The sequence below is a fragment of the Streptomyces sp. NBC_01450 genome (assembly GCF_036227505.1).
GTDB lineage: Bacteria > Actinomycetota > Actinomycetes > Streptomycetales > Streptomycetaceae > Streptomyces.
This window is the reverse complement of sequence record NZ_CP109480.1, coordinates 9857800-9883603: the sequence shown is the minus strand read 5'-3', so window position 1 is coordinate 9883603 and position 25804 is coordinate 9857800. Positions and strand designations below refer to the sequence as shown.

The window sequence follows — 25804 nt, the reverse complement described above, 5'->3', positions numbered from 1 at the left end:
GGCCGCCCATCGGGGCGGTCGTCAGTCCATTCCCGGCACCGGGGCACCGGACGGAACCCCGGCCTCGACGTAGCGGGCGTAGATCTCCTTCCAGGGCGCGGTGGCCCCGGCGTGCGGGCCCTCGAAGCGCTCGCCGCGGGCCTTGGCGTCGAGGGCGGCGAGGCACACCTCCCAGCCGGCGCCATTGCGGGCGGCGGTGTTCTCGGCCGCGAGGACGTGGGTGAGGGTGAAGCGGGTGCGCTTCTCCTCCAGTGCCTCGAGATCGAAGCGGAGTTCGTCGCCTCCCCAGTCGAAGGAGAGGTGCCGGGGCGGGGCGACGGCGAGGACCCGGCCCGTGGACTCGGGCATGTTCGGGTCGCCGCTGAACGTGATGGCGCCGCCGGGGCGCAGCTCGATCTCCGCCCGGGAGGGGAACCACTGGGCCAGTTCGTCCGGGTCGGTCACGAAGCGCCAGACGCGGTCGATGGGGTGGTCGTAGGTGCGGCTGAAGCGAACGGCGGGGCGGCCGTCGTCGAGGGTGAGGTAGACGCCGGTGAGGGCGGTGGGTTCGGCGGACATGTGGCTCAGTCCTTAGGGGTGGGATCTTCCGGGGGGTCCGACGGCTCCCCCGCCGTCTCGTCCAGGCGGCGGCCGAGGGCGTCCAGGCTCTCGTTCCACAGCTTCCGGTACGGGGTCAGCCAGGCGTCGAGTGTGGCGATCGGGGCCGGGTCGAGGGCGTAGACACGGCGTTGCGCGTCCTGTCGTACGCGCACCAGGCCCGCGTCCCGGAGTACCCGCAGATGCTTCGACGTGCTCGGCTGACTCAGACCGCACGCCTCCACGATCTCTCCGACCGGCCGCGGACGCTCAAGGAGCAGCGCGACGATCTCGCGACGGTGGGGGTCTGCGAGGGCGGTCCAGAGGGCGGCGTCGGACATGGCTTCAATATGCCCCGCTGGTTATATTCCCGTCAAGGCATACACACTGGGCAGCCGACCGGCCCGGCCGCCGCCGTGACGCCCGCCTCACCCACTCAGCGAAACGTTGCCGTTTCGCTGGAGGTGGTCTACTGTCGATGTGTACGAAACGGTTTCGTTTACGACTTCGTCATCCCGTAGCCCCCTGAGCGACTTCCCTGGAGTGGTTCTCCCATGTCCCAGACCCTGATCGAAGGTGCCCGCAAGGACACCGTGGACGGCTCGTCCACTCCATCGTCGAAGCGATGGTGGATCCTCGCGATCATCGGCATCGCGCAGCTGATGGTGGTCCTCGACGCCACCATCGTGAACATCGCCCTCCCCTCCGCCCAGGCGGACCTCGGCTTCTCCGACGGCAACCGGCAGTGGATCGTCACGGCGTACTCACTGGCCTTCGCCTCCCTGCTGCTGCTCGGCGGACGCATCGCCGACCTCTTCGGACGCAAGCCCGCCTTCCTCATCGGTATCGCGGGATTCGCCGGAGCCTCGGTGCTCGGCGGCGCCTCCACCAGCTTCGGGATGCTGGTCACCGCGCGCGCCCTGCAGGGCGTCTTCGGCGCGCTGCTCGCGCCCGCCGCGCTCTCGCTGCTGAACACGACGTTCACCGACGCCAAGGAGCGCGCCAAGGCGTTCAGTGTCTACGGGGCGATCGCCGGCGCCGGTGGCGCGGTGGGCCTCCTGCTCGGCGGTCTGCTGACCGACGCGCTCGACTGGCGCTGGACGCTGTTCGTCAACCTCGTCTTCGCGGTCGTCGCCTTCGCCGGCGGCTGGGTACTGCTGAGCAACCACCGTGACGCGGCGAACTCCAAGCTCGACCTGCCGGGCACGCTGCTCGTCTCCTCCGGTCTCTTCGCCCTCGTCTACGGCTTCTCCAACGCCGAGACGCACGACTGGAGTTCGCCCCAGACCTGGGGCTTCCTCATCGCCGGTGGCGTCCTGCTGAGCGCGTTCGCCTGGTGGCAGACCCGAGCCGAGCACCCGCTGCTGCCGATGCGCGTGCTGCTCGACCGCAACCGTGCCGCGTCCTTCGTCACCGTTCTGATCACCGGCGCGGGCATGTTCGGCGTCTTCCTCTTCCTCACCTACTACCTGCAGCTGAACCTGGGCTTCAGCCCCACCAAGACGGGCGTGGCGTTCCTGCCGATGATGGCGGCCCTGATGATCATGGCTCAGGTCTCCACCACCGTCCTGGTGCCGCGGATCGGGCCGAAGGTCGTCATCCCGGCGGGCTTCGCGATCGCGGTGGGCGGCATGGCCTGGCTGACCGGCATAGGTGTGGCCTCGGACTTCTCGACCGCCGTACTGCCGCAGCTGCTGCTGATCGGCGCGGGCCTCGGTATCGTGATGCCGCCCGCCATGTCGCTGGCCACCAGCGGGATCGCCGCGGAGGACGCGGGTGTGGCCTCCGCTACGGTCAACACCATGCAGCAGGTGGGCGGTTCGATCGGTACGGCGCTGCTGAACACGCTGGCCGCGAGCGCCGCGACGAGCTATCTGGCCGGCAAGGACGCGACCAGCAAGCTGGTCCAGGCACAGGCGACGATCGAGAGCTACACCACCGCCTTCTGGTGGTCGGCGGGCTTCTTCGCCGCGGGCGCGGTGATCGCCTTCCTGCTCTACCGCCGCGGAACCCTGGACGCGGACCCGGACGCCGCGCGGGTCGTCCACATGTAAGCCCCGTGTGATCACCCACCGGCCGAGGGGCCGCCGTCTGCAGGGAGACGGCGGCCCCTGTCACGTCCGCGGCGGGCGGTCGCGGCGGCCGGCCGGGCCCCGTGCGCCAGCTCGTCGCGCGGTGCGCGGGGCCGGTACACGACGAGCGCCCGCCGTTCCTTCTCCAGCCTCAACACCTGTGGCGCGGACGCGACTTCACCGTCGTACGCGAGTGTGTCCGCACCCCTGATCCCCGCCAGCTCGACCCATGGCACCACCTCCGTGCCATAGACCCGGGACCGGCCGAGCGTACCGGCGAGCGCGGAGACGATCACCCGGGTGCGAGCGAGCCGGTGTTCGCCGTCGATCAGGCGCAGGTCGATCAGTCCGTCGTCCAGTCGGGGCCGACAGGTGGGGGCGAAGCCCTGGGGCTCGTAGCGGCCGTTGCCGGCGAAGAGCAGCCACAGTCGGCGGCGGTGTCCGTTGAGGCTCAGCTCGACGGGGGTCGCGGTGCGCAGCACTCGCACGAGAGCGCCTGCCGCCGCCGGCCACTTGCCCCAGCGTTCCTCCAAGTGCTCACGCACCCGCACGAGTTCGGGGTACAGGCCGATGCTGAAGGTGTTGAGGAACCGCACCGCTTGTCCGGCCCCCGACCACGCCACGCCGAAGTCCACGGCCACCGCCTCGCCCCGCGCGAGCGCTACGGCGGTGTCCTCGAAATCCCGTACGCCGACGTCCTGGGCGAAGTGGTCGAGGGTGCCGCCGGGAAACACCGCGAGTGCGAGCCCCCGCCCGGCCGCCGCACGGGCGGCCGCGTTGACGCTGCCGTCGCCCCCGCACACACCGAGGACACCGCCCGCTTCCCCGGCCCGCTCCAGGGCCCTCTCCGCCGCCCGCTCCAGCAGCGTGGCGAAGTCGTCGTCCGGGCCGCACTCGACCAGCTCGGCCCGGGGCAGCAGTGCGCGCAGCCGCTCGGCGGGCGGCACCGATGTACCGGGCGACGCCGTCCCTGCCCGGGCGTTGACGAGGACGACGAGTCCCTCACCGCCGGGCAGCGCGGGCGCGGACACCGAGGGCCGCTCGCACGCCGGGAGCGCGGGGCGCGGCGGCCACCAGCGGCAGGTGAGCGCGGCGGCCCCGACGCCGATCGCCACCCCGGCCAGCACGTCCCCGGGGTAGTGCACCCCGACGTACACCCGCGAGAAGGCGACGGCGGCCGCGAAGGGCCCGACCAGGGCGCCGAGTCCGGCCGACTCCAGCGCGACCCCGGTGGCGAACGCCGCGGCCGAGGCGGAGTGGCCGGAGGGGAAGGAGGTGGTGTGCGGCTGACGCTTGAGGTGCCGGATCGACGGCACATGCTCCAGCAGCGGACGGGGGCGCCGGGTGCTCCACTTCACGACGGTGTTGACGGCCGACGAGGCGATCGCGAGCGAACCCACGCCCCGCAGAGCCGCCCGGCGGGACGCCCGGCCCCCGAGGAGCGCGAGGCCGGCCGCCGTGGCCAGCCACAGCCGTCCGTGATCGGCGGAGCGGCTGAGCCGCCGCAGCGCCGGATCCGCGGCCGGCACCCGCGCCGCGGCCACCCGCGTGAACAGTCGTCGGTCCCATTCGGCGAGAACACTCATGCCCCACGGCTACGGCACCCCGGCCACCTCGGCACCCCCAGTCAATACATCGCACCCAATATTCACCCGTTCGAGTGAGGAAATTTCGTGTCCAGGGCTACCTGAGGATGTTTCCGGCCAGGCCGGGGTAGCTAGCGAGATCAAATGACCCTCGCAGATTCCGGGCTTGCTTCGACCAATCCCTACGCCCACAGCTATCCGCGCGGTCCGTTCACCGTGGTCGAGGTGACGGGAGAGATCGACATCGCGACGGCGGACGCGCTGGCCGAGCATCTGTCGGCCGCGACGGCCCGGGACGAACCGGACGTGCTCGTCGATCTGCGCCGGGTCGCCTTCTTCGACTGCTCGGGCCTGCGCGTACTGTGCCGCGCCGAGACGAGGGCGCGGGAGCGCGGCGGACGGCTCCGCGTCGTCTCCGACGGGCCCCGCGTCCACCGCCTCCTGCGCGCCGCGTGCCTGCTCAGTAGGTTTCCGCCGCTGGCGGACCTGCCGGAACCACCGGAAACGCCGCACCGGCAAGGCCCCCCGTCAGTTCCTCCTCCCGCCCGTCCGGAAAGCGGATCAGAACCCCGCCCCCGCTCGTGACCCGGGCGCTCGCACCGGCGAGTTCGGGATCCTGGCCGAGGACCACCAGGGTGACGAGGAGATGGACCCCACCGGGGTGAACGGGCAGCGCGAGATGGGGAGTCGCCGAATGGACCCCATAGGCGTTGGCGCCCCTGGCCCGCGCGACCAGACCGTCCCCCGACGCGTCCCAGCCGAGCAGCCCGACCACCGCGCTCGTCAGCCCGTCCGGGCGTCGCGCCCGCGCCCATCCGGGCCCGGTGGCCTCCTCCAACGGCCCGGCGTCGTCGGCCAGCGCCCACCCCCCTTCGCGTACGACCGCGCCCCGCGGCCCCGCCACCCGGTGCACCCGGGCCTCCCACGGACCGTGCACCACACTGGTCGTCTCGATGCGGTGCTCGGTGCCCGCCAGATGCGCCGAGTGCCAGGAGGCGGCGCGGCGCCCGACCGCGCCCAGCGGATGGATCCGGCCGCGCCGGGACTCCGTGCCGTCCGCCGCGACCAGTGCGAGGTGGTTGTCGATCCCGGCCCCCTCGGTGTCGGGCGCGGCCGCGCTGGCGTAGGCGAACCTCGTGTAGTGCGGGCTGTCCTCGTCCGGTGCGGGCGGGGGCGGCAGCCGGTCACTGCCGTGGTTCACCAGGCGTACGACGCCGTCGGCGGCCGTCGACTGCACAAGCCAGCCCGGGACGGGCAACGCCACACACGCGTCGGCCGTGTCGACCGGGCCCGGCTCCTCGGGGGCCGTCCACACCGGGTGGTCGGCGGGGAGCAGCAGACCGAGGAACGCCTTGCTCGCCCAGTACGGGGAGGCGGGTCCCGAGTAGCGCTGGGTGACCGGGAGGAAGGGGCGGTACCAGCCGAGGGACAGCAGTCCCCTCTCGTCGGGCACGCCGCGTTCGGCGAAGTGTTTCAGGGCTCCGGAGGCGAGGCGTCGGGTCAGACCCGGTGCCAGCGGGGTCGCGTCGGCGAGGGCTCCCGCCCACAGGGGGGCGGCGGTCGCGAAGCGGTAGGTGAGGGAGCGGCCCTGGTGCACGGGGGCGCCGTCGGAGCCGAAGAAGTACTGGTGGACGCCGAGGAACTCGGCCAGCCTGGCCCGGTGTTCGGCCACCAGTTCCGGGTCGGCCCGCGATCCGGCGACGCGCGCCCACAGCACCGGGTACAGGTGCAGGGCCCAGGCGTTGTAGTAGTCGAACTTGCGGCCGTCGCCGTCCGTGTACCAGCCCTCCCCCCGGTACCAGTCCCCCAGCCGCGCCAGCCCCGCGTCGATCTCGTCCCGGCTGTGCGGGGCGCCGACCGAGGCGAGGAACTCCTCCGTGATGACCTGGAAGAGCCGCCAGTTGGAGTCGTTGACCGTCGCGCCGATGAAGCCGCTCAGCCAGTCGACGACGCGACCGCGTACGGAGTCGTCGAGGCGGTCCCAGATCCAGGGGCGCGTCTCGTGCAGGGCGATCGCGACGGACGCGGCCTCGACCATGGGCTGGCCCCGGTCGGTGATGGGCGGCCACCGGTCCGGGCCGTGCGGGTCCGTACCGGCGGTGAGCCCGGCCGCGTACCGCTCGATCAGCGCGGGACCGACCCCGCCGCCGGATCCCGCGATACGGAAGGCGGCGAGCAGGAAGGAACGTGCGTAGCCCTCGAGGCCGTCGGACCAGGGACCGGAGTGACTGGCCCGGCCGGGGAGCCGGTACTGGGCCGACCCGGGTGAGGCGTAAGGGAGCAGACCGTCCAGGAGGCGGTCGGCGGTCGCCTCCCAGTGGGCCCGGGTCCAACCGGTGACCGGTGAGGTGGTGGGGTCGGGGGGCGGCAGGTGTGTCGGGGCGGTGAGCGACACATGCGGGACGGTCATACGGGGGTGGATCCTCCGTCTCTAGGGCCTGTCCGGCGGATCAAGTCGCAGGAAACAGGCGGCGCCTCATCGACGCTGGTGAGCGGGGCTTGGTGCGTGCAGCTGCAAGGCGGAGGAGGGAGTCGACGCGATGGGGGTCCCCCGCTCTGGGGGTACCCCAGACCCTTAAGGCACTGGGGGAGAAGTCGAGAGTGGGGGAGTCGGCGAGTGACGACAACGCCGCTGGGGGTACCCCCTCTGGGGGAGGGCGTGCCAGGCCCCGCGTCTGCGGCATGATCCGCCGGACAGGCCCTAGGCCCCCGGCGGGGGAGGTTGGACGCTGTCGCGTACGACGATGTGGGTGCCGAGCAAGTGGTGGGCGCCCGCCGCGTGTTCGGGGTCGCGCAGGGCGATGCGGACGGCGGCGCGGCCGAGTTCCTCGGCGGGGGTGCGGACGGTGGTGAGCGGGGGGTTGAAGTCCTCCGCGAGCGGGATGTCGTTGTAGCCGACGACGGAGATGTCCGCCGGTACGCGCAGACCGGCGTCGGCGATGGCCCGCAGGGCCCCGGCGGCGACCATGTCGTCCCCGGCGAAGACCGCGGTGAAGTGCCCCGGGTTCTCTGCCCCTTTGAGCAGTTCCGTCATCGCGCGGTGGCCCGCCGCCCGGCCCAGGCCGCAGTCGACGACGTGGGCGGCCTCGGGACCCAGGCCGTGTTCGGCGAGTGCGGCCCGGTATCCGGCGACGCGGGCGTCGAGGGCCGTGTTGCCGGGCAGGCCGCCGAGGAAGACGATCCTTCGATGGCCGGCGGAGAGCAGATGACCGGTGATCGCGCGCGCCCCGGCCTCGTTGTCGAACTCGACGACGAGCGCCGGGATGTCGGGGTCGGGGGCGGGCCGCCCGCACAGGACGAGCCGCGCACCGGACGAGGCGAGTGCCTGCGCGTAGTGCGCGACGCGCTCCCGGTAGGCGTCGTCCTCGACGACGCCGCCGACCAGGATCACCAGCTGGGCGCCCTCCTCGCGCATCAACTGGACGAACTCCAGCTCGCGCCCGGGGTCACCGCCCGTGGTGCCGACCAGGCAGAGCCAGCCGCGGGCGGCGGCCTCCGCCTCCACACCCTCGGCGACCTGGGCGTAGAAGGGGCTGGTGACCTGGCGCAGGACGACGGCGACCATCTTGCGGCCGCCGCCGACCAGGGCGCGGGCGTGCGCGTTGGCGACGTAGTCGAGGTCACGGGCGGCGCGCAGCACCCGGGCCCTGGTGGACGCGGGCACCGGGTGGTTGCCGCTGAGCACGCGTGAGACCGTGGCCATGGACACTCCGGCCCGCTCGGCCACCTCGCGGATCGTGACCCGCCCCTTCGACGTCATGTCGCTCCCCATCCCCATGCCCATCCCCCGTGCCTCTCCTTCAACCGGCTCCGCCGCCTCAGGTGTTGGCGGCGTAGTCCTTCGCGAATTCCTCGGCCATTCTGTCGCCGCCGCGATCGCGCCACTTCTTCGCGGCGGCGTCGAGTTCGGACAGCGGCAGGCGGCCCGCGATGACGCCGGTGACGGTGTCGTCCATCAGCGCCCTGAGCGTGGTGCCCTGGGCGGTGTACGTGCTGGACTGCAACCCGAAGGACGCGTTGCGGATCGCCACCGGGATCACCTTCACCTGCCAGGCGTGCAGGGCGCGTACGGCATCTGGCATGCCCGGCACGAACAGCACCTGGGGCCCCTCGGCGAGGTACTTCAGCGGCAGGTTGGTGTTGTTCTCGACGTCGCCGAGTTTGGTGGCCTCGGGCGAGCCGTCCTTGCCGCGGGTGAAGTGGGTGCCCTCGACGCCGTAGTGGACGAGTTCCCACTCCTTGCTGCCGAAGGGCGCGGCGAGGTAGTTCAGGACGCGCAGGAGAAGCTCGATGCGTTCCTTCTTCGCCTTCTTCAGGATCGTGTAGCCGAAGGAGCGGCGGCCGGCGACGATCCCGCCGGGTGTCCCGTCCACGCTGTACGGCAGCGCGGCGGCCGGGGTCAACAGGCCTTTGGAGTCGAGGTACTTGGGAAGGTACCCGCCGAAGCCGTCCTGCATGGAGCCGACGGTGCCGTTGAGGAAGAGCGTGCTCAGGTCCGGCTGGGAGAGGGAGGTGGCGTCGGGGTGGTAGGAGCCGTTCTTGCGGAGCTGCGCCTGGTAGGCGACCGCCGCCTTGTAGCGTTCGTCGCCGTAGTTGGCGTGGAAGGTGCCGTCCTTGTCCACGGTCCAGCCCTGCGGCGCGTTGTGCGCGGCGGAGTGCACCGCGTTGCCGAACAGCGAGCCGGTCGCGGCCCCGAGGGCGTACTTCTTGCCGCTGGTGCCCTTCTTGGCGACGGCGGCGAAGTCCTGGGAGGTCCAGCCCTCCTTCATCCCCGCGTCGGTGAAGAAGGCCTGGTTGAGCCAGAGGGTGGAGCCCGGCAGCGGGCGTTCCAGGGGGATGCCGTAGATGCGGCCGCCGATGCGGCCCATGTCGCGCCAGGCGTGGGTGGGGATGTTGGCGAGGTTGGGGTGGTCCGCGATCGCCTCGCCGGAGAGGTACGGGGTGAGGTCCTCGGCCCTGCGCTGCACGAACTGGGCCTCCCGGGGCAGCACGAAGCCGGAGAATACGTTGATGATGTCGGGCAGTTCGCCCGGGTCACCGGCCATCACCGTGGCCATCTTCTTCTGGTAGTCGGTCCCCGAGATGATCGTGTACTCGATCTTCACGCCGAGCGCCTTCTCGACCGCCGCCCAGAACCGGTTCGCGGAGGCCGGTTTGGGCGGCGTGCCGAAGGTCACCGACATGACCTTGATGGTGGAGCCGTCGCCCGGTGTGCCCGAGACGGCCGTGACCAGGTCGCTGGGGTAGGCCGTGTATCCGGCCTGGACGCCGGCGTCGGTGGGCGCGAGGTCGGGCTTCGGGCCGGCGAACGCCTTGTACGCGGGCCAAGGGGCCAGCTTTTTGCCCGCGTTGGAGACGTCGCCGTCACCCGAGCCGGTCGAGCAGGCGGCCAGTGCGCCAGGTGCGGCGAGCGCGGCGCCGCCGACGGCCATCGAGCGCAGCAGGGTGCGCCGGGACAGGGAGGGCATGGGATACCGACCTTTCCTGGTGGACGGAGTCAGCTCTTGACGGCGCCGGTGAGCACGCCCTTGGTGAAGTACTTCTGGAGGAAGGGATAGACGAGCAGGATCGGTACGGTGGCGATCACCAGGACCGCCATCTGTACGGTCTGCGGCGCGTTGACCGTGCCCTCGCCGACCGTCGTGTCGGTGAGCCCGGATCCGGCCACCACATAGGTGCGCAGCACCTGTTGGAGCGGCCAGTGGTCGCTCTCCAGGTAGAGGGAGGCGTAGAACCAGGAGTTCCAGTACGCCACCGCGTAGAAGAGTCCGACGACGGCGAGGGCCGCCTTCGACAGGGGCAGCACGACCGACCACAGCACCCGCCAGTCCCCCGCCCCGTCCAGCCGTGCGGCCTCGTACAGCTCCTCCGGGATCGCTTGGAAGAAGCCGCGCAGGACGACCAGGTTGAACACGTTCACGAGCACGGGCAGGATCAGCGAGCTGTACGAGTCGAGCATGCCCAGCTCCTTGACCAGCAGGAAGCCGGGGATCATGCCCGGGGGGAAGAGGAAGGTGAACAGGATCAGGAGCAGGACCGGCTTGCCGCCGAAGACACCGGGGCGCGACAGCGCGTAGGCGAGGGTGACGGTGCAGACGAGGCTGAGCAGGGTCCCGACGAGGGTGACGCCCGCGCTGACGCCGAGGGCATGGGTGACGATGCCGCCGTCGAGGATGTCGCGGTAGGCCTTGAGGGTGGGGTGCTGGGGCCAGAGCACCCAGCCGCCGTTCGCGACGACCTCCCGCTGGGAGGCGAGCGAGGTGGACAGGATGACGAGGAACGGCACGCACACCAGCAGGACGACGGCGACGAGGGCGACGGCCTTGGCGGCCTGGGTCGCGGGCTTCGGCTTCTCCATCCAGCCGGGCCGGGCATGGGTGCTCACCGGTAGACCCCCTGTTCGCCGAGGCGGTGGGCGACCTTGTTGGCCGCGTAGACGAGCAGGGCGCCGACGACACCCTTGAACAGGCCCGCGGCGGCGGCGAATCCGTAGTCGCCGCCGACGATGCCCTGGTAGTAGACGAAGGTGTCGATGATCTCGGCGGCCTGCGGGCCGACGGCGTCGCGCTGGAGCAGCATCTGTTCGAAGCCGGCGGAGAGGATGTCGCCGAGCCGCATGATGAGCAGCAGCACGATCACGGCGCGGATGGCGGGCAGGGTGACGTGCCAGAAGCGGCGCCAGGGGCCCGCGCCGTCGATGGCCGCGGCCTCGTACTGCTGCTCGTCGACCTGGGAGAGGGCGGCGAGGAAGATGATCGTGCCCCAGCCGGCGTCCTTCCAGATGACCTGGGCGACGACGAGCGGTTTGAAGGCGTCGGGGTTGCCGATGATGTCCACGGTGTGCAGGCCGGCGTCGCCGAGATAGCTGTTCACCATCCCCGTGTCGCCCAGGACCTGTTGGAACAGGGCGACGACGATCACCCACGAGATGAAGTGCGGCAGGTAGGCCACCGACTGCACGAAGCGGCGGATGCTGCTGCGGGTGAGGCTGTGCAGCAGGAGGGCGAGGCCGAGCGGGACGGGGAAGTAGAAGACGATCTGGAGGACCGCGATCCAGAGGGTGTTGAGGACCGCGTCCCAGAACTCGCCGTCCTCGAACATCCGCCGGAAGTTGTCGAGGCCCACCCAACGGCTGCCCCAGACGCCGTCGAACGGCACGTAGTCCTTGAACGCGATGACGTTGCCGAGCAGGGCGCCGTAGTGGAACACCAGGAAGTAGGCGAGCCCGGGGAGCATCAGCAGGAACAGCGTCCTGCTGCCACGTTTATGAAAACGTTTTAAGCCTCGACGGGCCTCGACCGGAGGGCGAGGCGAAGGGTCCACCGCCTCCGTACCTGTGTGATCCCGCAACACCGCGGCCACGGAGCCTCCTCACCTGGGACTGTCGGGTGAGGGGAAATTAAAACGTTTTCAGTGTGGGGTCAACACTTCTGACACAACCGCGAGTTGAGGACACGAGGAAGGCCGGCCGGGCATGCGCCGCGGCCGGCCGGACAGATGTCGGGGGCCGGCCGGCGGCCCCACTCCGCCTGACCGACCCCCGATGCGAGATCGCGTCGTACTCCGTGCCGGGGTGCGCACTCCCCACCTACTGCCCCCGGTCGACGCTCACGCAGGCCGCGCGATCCCGGTCCCTCAGAACGTGAAGACGGTCGTCCCGTAGGAGTTCTTCACGCACTCGTTGGCGAAAGTCCGTTCGTACGCGACGCGCTTGCCCCGCCAGACGCCCTCGACCGTGACGACCACCGGGTCGAACTGCCGCGTACACAGCGCCCCGTCTCTCAGGGACAGGGCGTCGAAGTCGCCGTTCACCGCGCGGAGTTCGGCGCAGGCGTCGTAGGCGGCCGGGTGGGTGCCGGAGGGGGTCGGGGCGCAGTTCAGCGTGACCGCGCGCTCCGGGGTGACGGTGGCGGCGGTCTCTCCGTGGCCCATGGTGAGTACCAGGGCCGAGGGGGCGTAGAGCCCGGAGGGGGCGAGAGCCGGGGTGGCGTGGGCCTGGGTGGCAGCCGTCTGGGTCACAGTCGTCTGAGTCGCGGGGGCCGTGGTGGCGAGGGCGGGCCCCCCGAGGGGGCCGCAGACGGCAGCGGCCGTGAGGGTGAGAGTCGCTGCCCAGCGCGCGGTGGTCGGCATTGTGTGCATCCTTCCGCTCGATTGAATGCAGTACCGGCTCGGTTGAGTGCCGGTGCGGCGAGCGCGAGTCTGCCGAGTCCGGACCGGAAACACACATCGACCCCATGCGTTTCGGTAACTTTGAGTATTGAATCACTGGCGTGAAGTAACGAAACTCGAACGTTCGAGCCCCGGAACTGAGGGGTTGTTGATCGCCAAGGACACCCTCCTGGCCGGATCCCCCCGGCTCCGCAATAGGCCTGAAACATTCCGGTGTTCAGCTCCCGGCTGAGCCCCTTGCATCGTCACTGCAACGGAGTAATCGTCATTACATGATTACTCCAGAGCAGCACGAGAAGCTGCGCGGCTGGTTCGCCGGCCGCCTGCCCGACGACCTCTTCGAGAGCCTGGTGGAGGTCACGGTCGACCGGGAGGAGATCACCGTCGTCGGCCGCATCCCCGCGCCCGGGCTCGCCGAAGGCGCCTCGGACACCGAGAAGGAGGCGGCCGCCCAGGCCCGTATCCAGGAGTTCCGCGAGCGCACCCGCGAGGACCGGGTCGCGCTGGCACGGGAGGCCGAGCACCGGTTCCGCAAGAAGGTCTCCTGGGGTGTGGAGTGCGGGGGTGAGCGCGCCCTGTTCACGCACATCGCCGCGCCCGTCATGACCCGGCTGCGACAGCCCGAGCGTCAGGTCCTCGACACCCTCATCGCCGCCGGGGTGGCGCGCAGCCGCAGCGACGCCCTCGCCTGGTGCGTCCGCCTCGTCCAGCGCCACACCGACGACTGGCTGACGGAACTGCGCGACTCGCTGGAGCAAGTGCAGCGGGTCCGGGCCCAGGGTCCGGACGCCACGCCCCGGGAGGCCACACCCGGCGAGGAGTGACCGACCACGTCACACTGACGGCAAGAGCCGACAAGACGAGGTGGTCGCGGATGAAGTTCGGAGTGTCGACGTTCATCACCGACGAGGGCATCGCTCCGGCAGCTCTGGGCCCCGCTCTGGAAGAGCGCGGGTTCGACACGCTGCTGCTGGCCGAGCACTCGCACATTCCGGTGAGCCGGGAAACGCCGTATCCGATGGGCGGCGAACTGCCCCGCTTCTACTACCGCACGCTCGATCCGTTCGTGGCGCTCGCCGCCGCCGCCTCCGTGACCCGCGACCTGCTGCTGGGCACGGGGATCGCCCTGGTGGTCCAGCGTGACCCGATCACCACCGCGAAGGAGATCGCCTCCCTCGACCTGATCTCCGGCGGCCGTGCCGTGTTCGGTGTCGGCGCCGGCTGGAACCGGGAGGAGATGCGCAACCACGGCACGGATCCGGCGTCCCGCGGCCGGCTGATGGACGAGCGGATTCGCGCCATGATCGAACTGTGGACCAAGGACGAGGCCGAGTTCCACGGCGACTTCGTCGACTTCGCACCGGTCCACTCCTGGCCCAAGCCCGTCCAGCGGCCCCACCCACCCATCTGGGTCGGGGGCAACAGCGAGCGTACCTTCGCCCGCGTCGCCGAGTACGGATCGGCCTGGCTGCCCAGCGGCGTACCCCCCAAGGAACTGGGCGCGCGCATCGAACAGATGCGCAAGACGGCCGGTGACCGGCCGACCGTCGTGGTCTACGGGGCCGGGCAGGACCGGGCGTCCCTCGACAGCTACGCGGAACTCGGCGTCGACCGCGTGCTGCTGGATCTGCCGACCCAGCCGGAGGACGAGACACTGCGCACGCTGGACGAACTGGCCCAGGCCGTGTCCACCTACCGCTGACCGCTTCCGGCCGCCGGGAAATCCGGGCTCAGCGCGCTCCGGCCGCCGGGGAATTGGAGCTCACCGTGCCGGACATGGACGAGGAGGAGGCGCGCCGCCGGTTCGTCGCGGCACGGGTGGCGCGCCTGGCTACGGTGGACGCCGAGGGACGCCCGCACCTCGTGCCACTCGTCTTCGCGGCGCGCGGCGGTGAGCTCGTCACCGCCGTCGACCACAAACCCAAGAGGTCACAGCGGCTGCGGCGACTGCGCAACATCGCCGCCCACCCGGCCGTGTGCCTGCTCGTCGATGCCTACGACGAGGACTGGGACCGGTTGTGGTGGGTACGGGCGGACGGTGACGCCCGCGTCCTGCCGCCCGGCACACCGGGCGAGTACCCCGCGGCGATCGCCCTGCTGCGCGACAAGTACGCGCCGTACCGCCGGCGGCCGCCGGACGGTCCGGTGATCGCCGTCACCATCCACCGGTGGCAGGGCTGGCGCGCCTCGCCGCAGCCGTACCCGGAGAGCTGAGCCACCGGGCGCTCCCCGCAATGGACGAATGCTCCACCTCGGGCACGCAAGATGGACGTTTTACCTTCTGGTGCAGGTCACCGGCCCGGCCTTAGCGTCGGCAGACCTCCCAAGGACGGCTTCCGCTCCCATCGCACATCCCAGCGGCGACAGCGGGACCGTTCTCCCCTCGCGCCATCACGCGCTCCATCGCCCGCGTCCGGGCCCAGGCACTTCGCTGGAGCACCCCCTTGTCCGAGAACTCCCCCGCCACGTCGTCACCGTCTCTCACCGAGGTGGAGACCTACGGCGTCGAGCGCATCCCCGACGCGGACCGCACCGCGTCGCCGCTCGACCTGTTCAGAGTCGCCTTCGGCGGTGCGAACACCTTCTCCACCTGCGTCCTCGGGGCCTTCCCCATCCTCTTCGGCCTCTCCTTCTGGCAGGGGCTCGCGGCCACCCTCCTCGGAGTCGTCGTCGGCGCGCTGATCCTGTGCCCGATGGCGATGTTCGGCCCGGTCAACGGCACCAACAACGCGGTCGCCTCCTCCGCCCACCTCGGTGTGCACGGCCGGGTCGTCGGCTCCTTCCTGTCGCTGCTCACGGCCGTCGCCTTCTTCTCGATCTCGGTGTGGAGCTCCGGCGACGCCCTGGTCGGCGGCGCGCACCGGCTGTTCGGACTCGAGCAGAACGATCTGTCGTACGTGGTCGCGTACGCGCTCTTCGGCTGCCTGGTGCTCGCGGTGTGCGTGTACGGGTTCCGGTTCATGCTGTTCGTCAACAAGATCGCGGTGACCTCGGCGACCCTGCTCTTCCTGCTCGGCGCGATCGCCTTCGCCGGTGACTTCGATCCCTCGTACGCCGGCGCCTTCACGGCCTCGGCCGACTCGGCGACGCAGGCGCTGTTCTGGCCCTCCTTCATCGGCTCGGCGCTGATCGTGCTGTCGAACCCGGTGTCCTTCGGCGCGTTCCTGGGCGACTGGTCGCGCTACATCCCGGCGAACACGCCGCGCCGCAAGGTCGTCGGAGCCGCGTTCCTGTCCCAGATCGCGACCCTGCTGCCGTTCGTCTTCGGGCTCGCGACCGCGAGCATCATCGCGGCCAAGGCACCGAAGTACGTCGACCCGGCGGCCCCCGACTTCGTGGGCGGCCTGCTGGCCATCTCACCGAGCTGGTTCTTCCTCCCGGTGTGTCTGCTCGCGCTGATCGGCGGCATGTCGACCGGCACGACGTCCTTGTACGGCACCGGGCTCGACTTCTCGTCGGTGTTCCCGAAGCTGTCGCGGGTCCAGGCGACGATCCTGGTCGGAGTCCTGTCGATCGCGTTCATCTTCATCGGCCGTTTCGGCTTCAACCTGGTGCAGTCCATCTCGACGTTCGCCACGATGATCATCACCTGCACCACGCCCTGGATGGTCGTGATGATGCTCGGGTTCTACACCCGGCGCGGCTGGTACGACCCGGACGCGCTCCAGGTCTTCAACCGCCGTCAGCGCGGCGGCCGTTACTGGTTCACACACGGCTGGAACTGGCGCGGCATGACGGCCTGGTGGGTGGGCGCCGTGGTCGGTGTGCTGTTCACCAACATCCCCGGCCAGTTCGTCGGACCGCTGGGCGACCTCGCGAACGGCATCGACATCAGCCTGCCGCTGTCACTGGCCGTCGCCGCCGTGCTGTACCTGGCGATGCTGCGACTGTTCCCCGAACCCCGGGCGGTGTACGGGCCCGAGGGCCCGCGGCTGGCCCGTACGATCGACGTGCCGGTGCCGCCGATCACCGGTCCCGGTACGGAGAGCGAGGGCACGCCCGCGGCCCTCGCCGTCGAAGGCGGTTGATGCGCTGATGGCTGATGCGCTGATGGAGAGCTGGCTCGACCTGTCCGTGCCCGTGGTCACCGGGATGCCCGTCTACCCCGGTGACCCGGAGGTGGAGGTCTCCAGGGCGCTGCGGGTCGCCGAGCACGGCGTGAACGTCCTTCGGCTGCACATGGGGTCGCAGTCCGGGACGCATGTCGACGCGCCGTACCACGTGGACGAGGCGTGGCCCACGCTGGACGATCTGCCGCTGGAGCGGTTCGCGGGGCCGGCGGTCGTCGCCGACGTCCGCGGGCTGCCCGCGCGGGCGCCGATCACTCCCGACCTGCTCACCTCCGCCCTGGACCTGCTGCGGCTGCGGCCCGGCTCGGTCCTGCTGCTGGCCACCGGGTGGTCACGGCACTGGGGAACCGAGGACTACCTCGGCCACCCCTGGCTCACGCCCGAGGCGGCGGAGGCCGTGGTCGCGGCGGGTTGCCTCACCGTCGGGATCGACGCGCTGAGCGTCGACCCGACCGGTCCCGCGGATCTTCCCTCCCACCGGGTGCTGTGCGGTGCGGGGGGTGTGATCGCCGAGAACCTGACCGGGCTCGGCGGCGTCGCGGACGCGCAGGCCGCGGGATGTTCGATCGAGGCCTTCCTGTTCCCGATGCGCCTCGCCGGCGCGGACGGGGGCCCGGTCCGGGCAACGGCCCGCATCACGCCGCGCGCGGGGTAGTCCCCACCCGGGCGCGTTCGCCGGGTGCGTTCATCGGGTGCGTTCATCAGGTGCGGGCGGGAGGGGGCTGGTCGCGCAGTTCCCCGCGCCCCTAAAAGCCCCGGGGCGGCGGGGGCGACGGGCTATGGCCTGATCGTGCGGGCGATGTCCAGGGTGAGGCGTTGCCAGGGGTCTCTGGGGTCGCGGGACGTCAGGGCGTGGATGCGGCGCAACCGGTAGCGCAGGGACTGCGCGTGCAGATGGAGCGCTCGCGCGGCGGCATTCGCCGAACCGGTGTCGATGTACGCGGTGAGCGCCTCCATGAGATGCCGCTGCCCCGGGTCGGTGAGCGGACCGAGGACGAGGCGGGCGACGTGGTCCGGCGCGGCGGCCGCGTGCCCGGCGAGCAGGGCGAGGACATGGGCGTCCGCGTCGGTGAGGACACGCCCCGCCCGGTGGGCATGGCCGGGCGCCGTGTCGAGGGCGTCGGCGGCGAGCCGATACGCCACGGCGACCCGGTCCAGGCTCTCCCCGGTGATCGCACAGCCCCGCCAGGACCGCGCACCCAGCACGGTTCCCGCCCCGGCGGCAGCCGCGCCCGGCAGCAACAGCACGGCACGGGAGCCCCGTACCGTCGCGGTCGAGGCGGCCTCGTCGCCCGGAACGGCCAACGCGTCGAGCAGCCCCGTCGCCGCGTCGAGCGCCATGTCGGGGCGCTCCGTACCCACCGGCTCGGCCACCAGCAGACAGTAGGGGTCGGGGAGTTGGACCCCCAGCCGGGCCGACCGGTCGCTCAGCGCACCCACCGAGGCGTGCCGCCCGGCGATCAGATCGTCGAGCAGCAGCCGCAGCGCCCGGTCGCGGTCCGCCGCGAGGTCCTCGTCGGTGGCGGCGTACGCCGTGGTCATCTCCTCGGAGAGGGTGTCGAGCGCGGTCAGCAGCATCCGGGTGAGGGCGAAGGCGTCCGCGGCGGCGAGCCGGGGCGCGCGGGCCGCGATCTCCTGGGTGAGGACGGTCGCCGCCACCCGGTAGGCCCGCAACACCGCCTGCACGGGCCGCCCGTCCGCCGCGCGCGCCGCCGCGATGCCGCGCAAGCGCCGCAGGTCCGACGGTTCGAGGGTGCCGTCGGTGACCCACAGGTGGAGGAGCCGCTCCAGCCCCCAGGCCGCGATGGCCCGTATCTCCGGCAGCCGACTGTCGTCGAGCGCGGCGTACACCGGGACCTGTTCGTGGACCGCCGAGACGATCGCCGCCACGACGCGCGGATCGGCGAGCATCTCCTGCCGGACGTGTTCCCTGGCGGCAACGGGCTGACTTGTCACAGGATGATGATTCCAGCCGCGCGATGTGCGCACCACAGTGGACGGACCTTGTCACCTTCGCCAGGATCGACGGCGTACAGCGCGGTCTCAGGGACGAGAGGCGGGACGTACGGATGGCTAAGCATTGGGCCGACTTCCAGTACGAGATCTATCTGAACGGAATGACGGGCGCCGTACCGCGGCTGCCCACCGATCTGACCCGGCTGGAGGAGCTCACCGAGCAGCGGCTCGGGCCCGGTCCGGTCGGCTATGTGGCGGGCAGCGCGGGCAACGGCAGCACCGCCCGGGCCAACCGGGCCGCCCTCGACCGGCGCCGGATCGTGCCGCGCATGCTGCGCGACGTACACGAACGCGACCTGTCCGTGGAGGTGTTGGGGCGCGCCCTGCCCGCGCCGCTGGCGCTCGCACCCGTGGGCGTGCTGTCGATCATGCATCCGGACGCCGAGTCCGCCGCCGCGCGGGCCGCCGCCGCGCAGGGCGTCCCGTACATCCTGTCCTCGGCGTCCAGCACGCCCATGGAGCAGGTCGCGGAGGCGATGGGTGAGGCGGAGCGCTGGTTCCAGCTGTACTGGGCGAAGGACCGCGAGGTCACCCGCAGCTTCCTGAACCGGGCGAAGGCGGCGGGGTACACCGCGCTGTTCGTCACCCTCGACACTCCTCTGCTGGCCTGGCGCCCGCGCGACCTCGACCAGGCGTACCTGCCGTTCCTGCACGGTGTGGGCACGGCGAACTACTTCTCCGACCCGGCGTTCCAGGCGGGTCTGGCCAAGCCGGTGCACGAGGACCCGAACGCGGCCGTGATGCACTTCGTCGGCATGTTCGCGGACCCGGGCAAGACCTGGCCGGATCTGGCGTTCCTGCGGGAGAACTGGGAGGGGCCGATCGTCCTCAAGGGCATCCTGCGCCCGGACGACGCCCGCCGTGCCGCCGACGCCGGGATGGACGGCGTGGTCGTCTCCAACCACGGCGGCCGACAGGTGGCGGGGTCGGTGGCGGCGGCCGATGCGCTGCCGCGCGTGGTCGAGGCGGTGGGCGAACGGCTGACCGTCCTGTTCGACAGCGGCATCCGCACCGGCGACGACATCTTCAAGGCGCTCGCGCTCGGCGCGCGGGCCGTACTCGTCGGGCGCCCGTACGCCTATGGGCTGGGCCTGGACGGACAGGCGGGCGTCGAGCACGTCGTCCGCTGCCTGCTCGCCGAGTTCGACCTGACCCTCGCCCTGTCCGGGCACGCCCGCCCCGCCGGCCTCGGCCCCGACGACCTGATCGAGGAAACCGCATGAGCACGACCAACACGACCGACACGACGGTCGCCGGGGTGGCGAAGAACGTTCTGGCCGTGGTCTCGCCCCACGTCGGCGGGCGCACCGCCGGTGCCGCGCTCGCCACCGTCTTCCCGGGCGAGGCCCGTGTCACCGTCGTGGAGACGACCGACGAGGACCCGGCCGCACTGCGCGAGGCCCATGTCATCATCACGGGCCTCGGTCCGGTGACCGCCGAACACCTCGCCGCCGCACCGGACTTGGAACTGGTCCAGTGCGCGAGCCACGGTTTCGACTACGTCGATCTGGACGCCGCCCGCGCGAAGGGTGTGCCGGTGTGCAACATCGGCTCCAGCGGCGCCGAGAAGCAGAACGTGGCCGAGCAGACCTTCGCCCTCATGCTGGCCCTCGCCAAGCAACTGATCCCGGCGCACACCGCGCTCGTCGACGCCGACTGGGCGCTGCCGCGGCTCCAGCGTTCCATCACCGAGCTGTCCGGCAAGACCCTCGGCATCGTCGGGCTCGGCCACATCGGCGAGGAGGTCGCCCGGCGCGCGGTCGCGTTCGACATGAGCATCGTGTACGCCGGTCCGCAGTCCGTCGGCGCGGAGGCCGAGGCGCGGCTCGGCGGCGCCCGCCATGTCGAACTCGACGAACTGCTGCGCACGTCGGACTACGTCACGCTGCACGCACCGCTCACCGAGGAGACACGGCATCTGCTGAACGCCGAGCGGCTCGCGCTCCTCAAGCCCACCGCGTTCGTGGTCAACACCTCGCGGGGCGCCCTGATCGACCAGGACGCCCTCGCGGACGCGCTCGAGGCGGGCGCCCTGGCCGGGGCGGGCATCGACGTCTTCGACCCCGAACCTCCCACCGCGGCCCTGCGGTTGCTCAAGTCCCCGAACGTGGTGCTGTCGCCGCATGTCGCGGGCGTCACGCGCGAGACGCTCGTACGGATCGCGCTGGCGGCGGTCCAGAACGCCGCCGACTTCGTGGCGGGCAAGCCGCCCCGGGACGTGGTGTCCTGACCACCGACCGACGCGCTTGCCCGTTAGAGCCCCAACCCCTCCACAACGGCGGAGAGTTGGGCGGGCAGTGACAGCGCGGGCCGGGGGCTCGTGCGGTCGTCGACGGTCACGGAGCGGGGCTCGGCAGAGGACTCCGACGGGGTCGCGGACGGGTCGCCCTGGTCATCCGCCGGCGGCTCGCTGGGCGAGGCGCTCGGCTCATCGGCCGTGGCGTGTGGGGACGGCGACTCGCTGACCGGCCTGGTCGAGGCACTCGCCGTCCCCGCGATCGACAGCGACCCGGGATCGGTCGAGGCGGAGTCGGAGTCGGTCCGCCACCGCTGTGCGTCGGAGCCGTCCCGGTCCTTGACCACGATGTCAGCGCTCGGGTCGGTGGAGCTGGGCGTGATCGCCAGCCCCTCGCGCGAGCGGGACAGCAACTCGCCCCGCACGGTGAGGTCGTAGCGCACGTCACCGCCCCGCGCGGCGCTCTTCGCGACGCAGCGGTCCAGGGCGACGACACCGTCCTCGGCGTGCGAGTCCAGGCACAGTGTGGGGTCGGCGACGCTGCGGAGCAGGCCGTCGTTCTCGTACGACCACTGCTGGGTCCAGGCCGAGGAGCAGACGGCCAGCTCGGCCTCGGCACCGGCCTTGGCCTTGCCGCCCCGGATGTCGAGGCAGAGGTCGGCGGCGAGGTTGCGCAGCCGGGTCTGCTCGGTGCTGGTGGGCAGTCCGGCCGAGGTCGGCGGCGAGGAGTCGGCGGAGGGGCCCGGGGTGACGGGGCTGGGTGAGACGGTGCGGCTGCTGCCGACGCCCGTGGAGGCGGCCGGATCGGCGCCACCTTCGTCGTGGGACCACAGGCTGATGGTGAGCACGCTCACGAGCAGCACCGCCGAGGCCGTGCCCGCCCCCGTGAGCAAGGCCTTCGAGTGCTTCTGGGCAACCTGGGCCAGCCGTCCCGGTGCGGGAATCTGTGCCAGCAGGCGATGCCGACCGGCACTCCCCGGACGCCCACCGGTGCCGAGACGCCCGCCGGTACCCTCACGTTCGCCCGCGCCCAGCCGTTCGCCGCCGCTCACACGTCCGGCGTCGAACGCGGGACCTCCCTCGGAGCGCGCCGCTTGCCCCGTGCGCCCCGGGCGTGCGTCGAGATAGCGTCGAGCGCCCCATCCCAGCACCGCTTCGGCGATCAGGATGCCCAAGCCGCGCTCGAAATGGCTGAGTTGCTCGGCGGCATGACGGCAGTGGCGGCACTCCCCCAGATGCTGTCGGACATCCGGCAGCAGGGCGCCGCCGCGACGAATCGGGACGTCCAGGAGCCGGTTGTAGAACCCGCATTCCTCGGTCGGCGCGAGTTCCCGGTGGGCGCGCACACATCCCTGGCGGAATTGCTCGCGGGCCTGCTCCAGAGCGGCCGACGCGGTGTCGACGTCGAGGCCCGACAGACCGGCCGGTACGGATATGTGCTCGGCCTCGACCTCGGTGTGCCACAGCAGGCACTGGGCGAGCGGCGGCAGGGCATGGAAAGAGCGCTCGGCGAGCTTCCGATTTTCGGCGGTCATGGACTGCGCGGCCCGCATACCCCGCCCCCCGGCGGGTTTCCTCAAATCCGGCAGAACGCCGGATATCCGGTCCTCCCCGGACCACTCGTTGACGGTGTCCCGCACGGTCACGAGAAGCCGGGGCCGCAGGGCCGCGCCGGACTCGCCGCGTATGAGGCAGTCGAGCGCGTAGTGGAACGAGGTCGCGGCGACCATCGAGGCGACGTTCGAGGAAGAGGCGAGGCAGATGGCCGCGTAGTCGTACGTCGGCTGCCAGTGCCGCGCCATCAGCAGTGCGACGGATTGCGTGGCCTCGCCCTCCATCCGGCCTCTCAGCCGGGCGGCGAGACCTTCGTCGGACTCCCCGGGAGCGCCGCCGGGAGGATAGGAGGGACGAGGGGGGTGGGGGGTGGGCACAGACCGGGTTCCTTCCACGGTGCAAGGTGGTACACAGAATTTTCTTGGTCGCCGAAAAGGGGGCCCCTGCCTGGTGCATACCTTTTTGACGGAGCGCCGGGGAAATGGCCGTCGGGCCGGAATAATGAACACCGATTTCATACCCGGCCATTGACCCGCGCGGTAAGTTCAGCCTCGCACAAAACGCTCACGACCAACAAGGCGCTTGGGCAACATCTGCATATTGAAAGATAGTCAGTAACTGCGCCAACTCGCGCCGCTCGCACCGGCTTTCGAAATTTTCCCTACCATGCTCACGGACCTCGTCGGCGCACCAGGTGCATACGCCATGTTCATACACCATGTCATCCACCACGTTCTTGACCGTTCATGACCGCTCACGGTCGCGTTCGTGACCGCCTTCGTGACCGCCTTCGTGACCGCGTTCGTGGCCGCGGTCATGGTCGGCCGTGTTCAGGCGCTCCACGCATGCGCCGAGGCCCATGCGCCCCGTGTGAACCGCGCGCTCACGCCGGAGCCCGTCGCACGGTCCCGGCGCGCGGATCTCCGTAGTCCACTGGAACCCGGCCCTTCTCGGAGGCCCCGCGCAGGACGGCGGCTCTCCCGCGCGAAACCGGCCGCCGGCCCCGATCCTCCCGCCCTCGGCCGGCGGCCTCGGGAGCTGTTGCGGGCCGCGCGGCCGGTCTCAGATCCGCTCAGGCGGCCCGTCCCTCACCCCTGCCGGGAGGTTCGTCCTCGGGGAAGGCCGCCGCGAACTCGTCGGCGTGCGCCGCGAAGAAGCGGCGGAACACCTCCGCGCCCTCCTTCAGCGCCCGGTGCCGCACGATGTCGGCCGCGGCCGCCTCGCGCACCGGGGCCTTCATCGACGTACCGCGCTCCTCGGCGATCCGCCGCTCAGGCCCTCCACAGCCCGCGCCTGCGGTAACCCGCGTCCCAGAACAGCTTGTTGAGGACCCGTGCGGGCGGCGGCAGCGCGCCGAGGAACCTGGCACGGTCGGCGGGTGACGCTCCGTCGACGATCCACGGTACGAAGACCGCGGCCCCGCGCACGCCCTGCGTCTTGCGGATACGACCGGTGAACGCGCCCCAGTCCGCGGGCGTCAGCACCTCCCGGATGAGCGGCAGGGCACTCTCCTCCTCATGGGCGAGGTGGTCGTCGAGCGTCGCCGCCAACGTGCGGACCAGGAAGGGGAGTTCGGCGGACCGGTCCTTCAGGGCCGCGTCGACGGCGGTGAGCCGCGGGTCGAGCAGAGCGTGCTCCGCCTCCATCTCGGCCAGGAGCGCGACGTCCCGGGGGCGGCCCGCGACCTTGTGCTCCACGCGCGGCCACAGATCACTGTCCTCGGCGGTGTGGTGGATGTGCAGCTGATGCCTGAAGTTGTCCCAGCCCGCGCGGACCTGGGGGGTGAAGGCGGTGCCGTCGGCCGCCGCGTCGCCGAGGCGTTCCAGGTCGCGGCGGAAGGCGTCGTGGGCGGCGTACATGACGGTGAGGTCGACGGTGCCGGCTGTGGCTTCCGTGGTCATGAGGTCACTTCCTCCAGTGCGGGTTCGTGGACGGGAAGGGCGTGCGGGTTGGCCGACGGTCCGCGGTGGCGGCGTACGGCGAGACAGGCGAGCGCGCCGGTCAGCAGGACGGCGGCCGAGACCAGGACGGCGGGACCCATGGCGTGCACGAAGCCGTGGCCGAAGACCTGGCCGCCCAGTGCGCGCATGCGGTCGGCGATGTCGTGCGGCACACCCTTCGGCAGCCGTGCCGCCTGTCGCGCGTTCACGTCGGTGCCCGCCCGGGAGAAGCCGCCGACGAAGCCCTCGCGGTACGCGGCGGGCAGCTGTCCGGCGCGCTGCCGGGCCTGGTCGGTGAGCGAGGAGGCGAGCCGGGCCTGGAGCACGGCGCCGACGACGGCGCCCGCGAGCACCGAACCGACCTGCCGCAGCGCGTTGTTGACGCCGGACGCCGCTCCGGAGAGCCTCGCCGGTACGTTGCGCATGACCTCCGTGGCCATCGGTGCGAAGGTGCAGCCCGCGCCCAGACCCGCGAGGAAGAGCGGGAAGGCGACCGCCGTCCAGCTCGACCCGACGTCGGCCGCGGCCACGATCCACACCAGGGCCGCCGTCCAGGCGAGCAGCCCGGTCATCAGGATGAACTTGCCGCCGATCTTGTCCGCGAGGACTCCGGCGGGCCCGGCCGTCACGAACGAGCCGAGCGCGAGGGGCAGCAGCACGAGCCCGGACTTGAGCGCGCTGAAGCCCAGTACGGACTGCAGGTAGATCGTCAGCGGCAGGAACATCCCGACCACGCCGAAGGACACGGTGACGCCCACGAAGTTGATGAGGGTGAAGTCGCGGTCCTTGAAGAGCGAGAAGGGGACGAGAGGGTCGTCGCCCTGCTGGCCGCGCTCATGACGGAGGAAGGCGGCGAGGAGAAGTGCCGCCGCGCCGAACAGCGACCAGATCCAGGCGTTCCAGTCGTAGCGCTGTCCCTCGGTCAGACCGAAGGCCAGACAGAACAGGGCTCCTGAGGCGAGCAGCACGCCCAGGGTGTCCAAGCGGTGGCCCACGGTGCTCCGTGAACCGGGGATGATCGCTATGGCGAGGCCCAGCACCACGACCCCGAGCGGCAGGTTCACGAAGAAGATCCACCGCCAGTCGAGGTGGGTGATCAGCTCACCGCCGATGATCGGGCCGAGGGCCCCGGAGACGCCCGCGACCACACCCCAGACGCCCATCGCGGCGCCCCGCCGGTCGGCCGGGAACACCTCCGCGATGATCGACAGGGTCTGCGGCATGAGCAGCGCCGCGCCCAGGCCCTGGACCGCGCGGAACGCGATCAGCTGCGCCGGATCCCGCGCGAGGCCGCAGGCGAGGCTGGCGAGGGTGAAGAGGGCGACGCCCGCGAGGAACAGGTTGCGTTTGCCACGCAGGTCGCCGAGGCGGCCCGCGGTGATCAGCAGGACGGCCAGGGCGAGGGTGTAGGCGTTGACGACCCACAGGATCTCGTCGAGGGAGGCGTCGAGGTCCTGGCCCATGTCGGGGATCGCGATGTTCACGATCGTCAGGTCGAGCAGGGTCATGAAGAAGCCCAGGGAGAGCGTGATGAGGATCGCCCATGGGTTGCCGTGCCACTTGTCGTGCCACTTCTTGAACACGG

The 25804-nt window shown here is 71.3% G+C and carries 22 protein-coding genes and 1 pseudogene; 9 read left to right on the top strand and 14 right to left on the bottom strand.

Annotated elements, in window-relative coordinates; genetic code table 11:
* Nucleotides 1-21: 21 nt before the first annotated feature.
* A complete protein-coding gene (locus tag OG568_RS44110) occupies nt 22-558 on the bottom strand; it encodes an SRPBCC family protein (protein ID WP_329535623.1) in 537 nt (178 codons plus the stop codon).
* Between the two features lie 5 nt (nt 559-563).
* Nucleotides 564-917: an ArsR/SmtB family transcription factor gene (locus tag OG568_RS44105; RefSeq protein WP_266418101.1), complete on the bottom strand. Its 354-nt coding sequence runs from the start codon at nt 915-917 to the stop codon at nt 564-566.
* A 213-nt stretch (nt 918-1130) separates the two neighbouring features.
* On the opposite strand from OG568_RS44105, the gene OG568_RS44100 reads away from it, so the two are divergent.
* Entirely contained in the window at nt 1131-2630 is a 1500-nt protein-coding gene (locus tag OG568_RS44100) for an MFS transporter (RefSeq protein ID WP_329535622.1), read from the top strand.
* 11 nt (nt 2631-2641) lie between these two features.
* Here OG568_RS44100 and OG568_RS44095 read toward each other — a convergent pair whose 3' ends face one another.
* Nucleotides 2642-4234, bottom strand: a complete 1593-nt coding sequence (locus OG568_RS44095; protein ID WP_329535621.1) for a bifunctional phosphatase PAP2/diacylglycerol kinase family protein — start codon at nt 4232-4234, stop codon at nt 2642-2644.
* 144 nt (nt 4235-4378) lie between these two features.
* Between OG568_RS44095 and OG568_RS44090 the strand changes: the two are divergent.
* Nucleotides 4379-4672, top strand: a pseudogene (locus OG568_RS44090) (STAS domain-containing protein); the annotation flags it as partial.
* A gap of 22 nt (nt 4673-4694) precedes the next feature.
* Here OG568_RS44090 and OG568_RS44085 read toward each other — a convergent pair.
* The 6 genes from OG568_RS44085 to OG568_RS44060 form a co-directional block, all read right to left on the bottom strand.
* Nucleotides 4695-6644, bottom strand: a complete 1950-nt coding sequence (locus OG568_RS44085) for a DUF2264 domain-containing protein (RefSeq protein WP_329535619.1) — start codon at nt 6642-6644, stop codon at nt 4695-4697.
* 291 nt (nt 6645-6935) lie between these two features.
* On the bottom strand, nt 6936-7994 hold the full coding sequence (locus tag OG568_RS44080) for a LacI family DNA-binding transcriptional regulator (protein ID WP_329371963.1): 1059 nt from the start codon (nt 7992-7994) through the stop codon (nt 6936-6938).
* Nucleotides 7995-8052: 58 nt separating this feature from the next.
* The gene (locus OG568_RS44075) at nt 8053-9702 is read right to left on the bottom strand and encodes a sugar ABC transporter substrate-binding protein (RefSeq protein ID WP_329535618.1); all 1650 of its coding nucleotides are present in this window, start codon (nt 9700-9702) and stop codon (nt 8053-8055) included.
* Nucleotides 9703-9731: 29 nt separating this feature from the next.
* Nucleotides 9732-10619: a carbohydrate ABC transporter permease gene (locus tag OG568_RS44070; RefSeq protein ID WP_266418088.1), complete on the bottom strand. Its 888-nt coding sequence runs from the start codon at nt 10617-10619 to the stop codon at nt 9732-9734.
* On the bottom strand, nt 10616-11470 hold the full coding sequence (locus OG568_RS44065; protein ID WP_329535617.1) for an ABC transporter permease: 855 nt from the start codon (nt 11468-11470) through the stop codon (nt 10616-10618). Before OG568_RS44065 ends, OG568_RS44070 begins: the two co-directional genes overlap by 4 nt.
* Nucleotides 11471-11869: 399 nt before the next feature.
* Nucleotides 11870-12364 (bottom strand): subtilase-type protease inhibitor, encoded by a 495-nt coding sequence (locus tag OG568_RS44060; protein ID WP_329535616.1) that lies wholly within the window; start codon nt 12362-12364, stop codon nt 11870-11872.
* Nucleotides 12365-12675: 311 nt separating this feature from the next.
* On the opposite strand from OG568_RS44060, the gene OG568_RS44055 reads away from it, so the two are divergent.
* From OG568_RS44055 to OG568_RS44035, 5 genes are all read left to right on the top strand, one after another.
* Nucleotides 12676-13227 carry a hypothetical protein gene (locus tag OG568_RS44055; RefSeq protein ID WP_329535615.1) on the top strand — a complete coding sequence of 184 codons (552 nt, stop codon included), beginning with the start codon at nt 12676-12678 and terminating at the stop codon, nt 13225-13227.
* Nucleotides 13228-13277: 50 nt separating this feature from the next.
* Nucleotides 13278-14105: an LLM class F420-dependent oxidoreductase gene (locus OG568_RS44050; RefSeq protein WP_329535614.1), complete on the top strand. Its 828-nt coding sequence runs from the start codon at nt 13278-13280 to the stop codon at nt 14103-14105.
* Nucleotides 14106-14170: 65 nt separating this feature from the next.
* Nucleotides 14171-14617, top strand: a complete 447-nt coding sequence (locus OG568_RS44045) for a TIGR03668 family PPOX class F420-dependent oxidoreductase (protein WP_329535613.1) — start codon at nt 14171-14173, stop codon at nt 14615-14617.
* A gap of 230 nt (nt 14618-14847) precedes the next feature.
* Nucleotides 14848-16431, top strand: a complete 1584-nt coding sequence (locus tag OG568_RS44040; protein ID WP_266418075.1) for a purine-cytosine permease family protein — start codon at nt 14848-14850, stop codon at nt 16429-16431.
* 7 nt (nt 16432-16438) lie between these two features.
* Entirely contained in the window at nt 16439-17128 is a 690-nt protein-coding gene (locus OG568_RS44035; RefSeq protein WP_329535612.1) for a cyclase family protein, read from the top strand.
* 122 nt (nt 17129-17250) lie between these two features.
* Here the strand turns inward: OG568_RS44035 and OG568_RS44030 are convergent, their stop codons facing one another.
* Nucleotides 17251-18429 (bottom strand): helix-turn-helix domain-containing protein, encoded by a 1179-nt coding sequence (locus OG568_RS44030; protein WP_329535611.1) that lies wholly within the window; start codon nt 18427-18429, stop codon nt 17251-17253.
* A gap of 113 nt (nt 18430-18542) precedes the next feature.
* Here OG568_RS44030 and OG568_RS44025 point away from each other — a divergent pair, with 113 nt between their 5' ends.
* Both OG568_RS44025 and OG568_RS44020 read left to right on the top strand, forming a co-directional pair.
* On the top strand, nt 18543-19712 hold the full coding sequence (locus OG568_RS44025) for a lactate 2-monooxygenase (protein ID WP_329535610.1): 1170 nt from the start codon (nt 18543-18545) through the stop codon (nt 19710-19712).
* Nucleotides 19709-20719, top strand: coding sequence for a 2-hydroxyacid dehydrogenase (locus tag OG568_RS44020; RefSeq protein WP_329535609.1), 1011 nt, complete (start codon nt 19709-19711; stop codon nt 20717-20719). Before OG568_RS44025 ends, OG568_RS44020 begins: the two co-directional genes overlap by 4 nt.
* Before the next feature lie 23 nt (nt 20720-20742).
* Here the strand turns inward: OG568_RS44020 and OG568_RS44015 are convergent, their stop codons facing one another.
* From OG568_RS44015 to OG568_RS44000, 4 genes are all read right to left on the bottom strand, one after another.
* Nucleotides 20743-22656, bottom strand: a complete 1914-nt coding sequence (locus OG568_RS44015; protein ID WP_329535608.1) for an RICIN domain-containing protein — start codon at nt 22654-22656, stop codon at nt 20743-20745.
* Nucleotides 22657-23351: 695 nt separating this feature from the next.
* Nucleotides 23352-23543, bottom strand: coding sequence for a hypothetical protein (locus OG568_RS44010; protein WP_329536611.1), 192 nt, complete (start codon nt 23541-23543; stop codon nt 23352-23354).
* A gap of 7 nt (nt 23544-23550) precedes the next feature.
* Nucleotides 23551-24180 carry a hemerythrin domain-containing protein gene (locus tag OG568_RS44005; protein ID WP_329535607.1) on the bottom strand — a complete coding sequence of 210 codons (630 nt, stop codon included), beginning with the start codon at nt 24178-24180 and terminating at the stop codon, nt 23551-23553.
* Entirely contained in the window at nt 24177-25802 is a 1626-nt protein-coding gene (locus tag OG568_RS44000) for an MFS transporter (protein WP_329535606.1), read from the bottom strand. Before OG568_RS44000 ends, OG568_RS44005 begins: the two co-directional genes overlap by 4 nt.
* Nucleotides 25803-25804 lie beyond the last annotated feature (2 nt).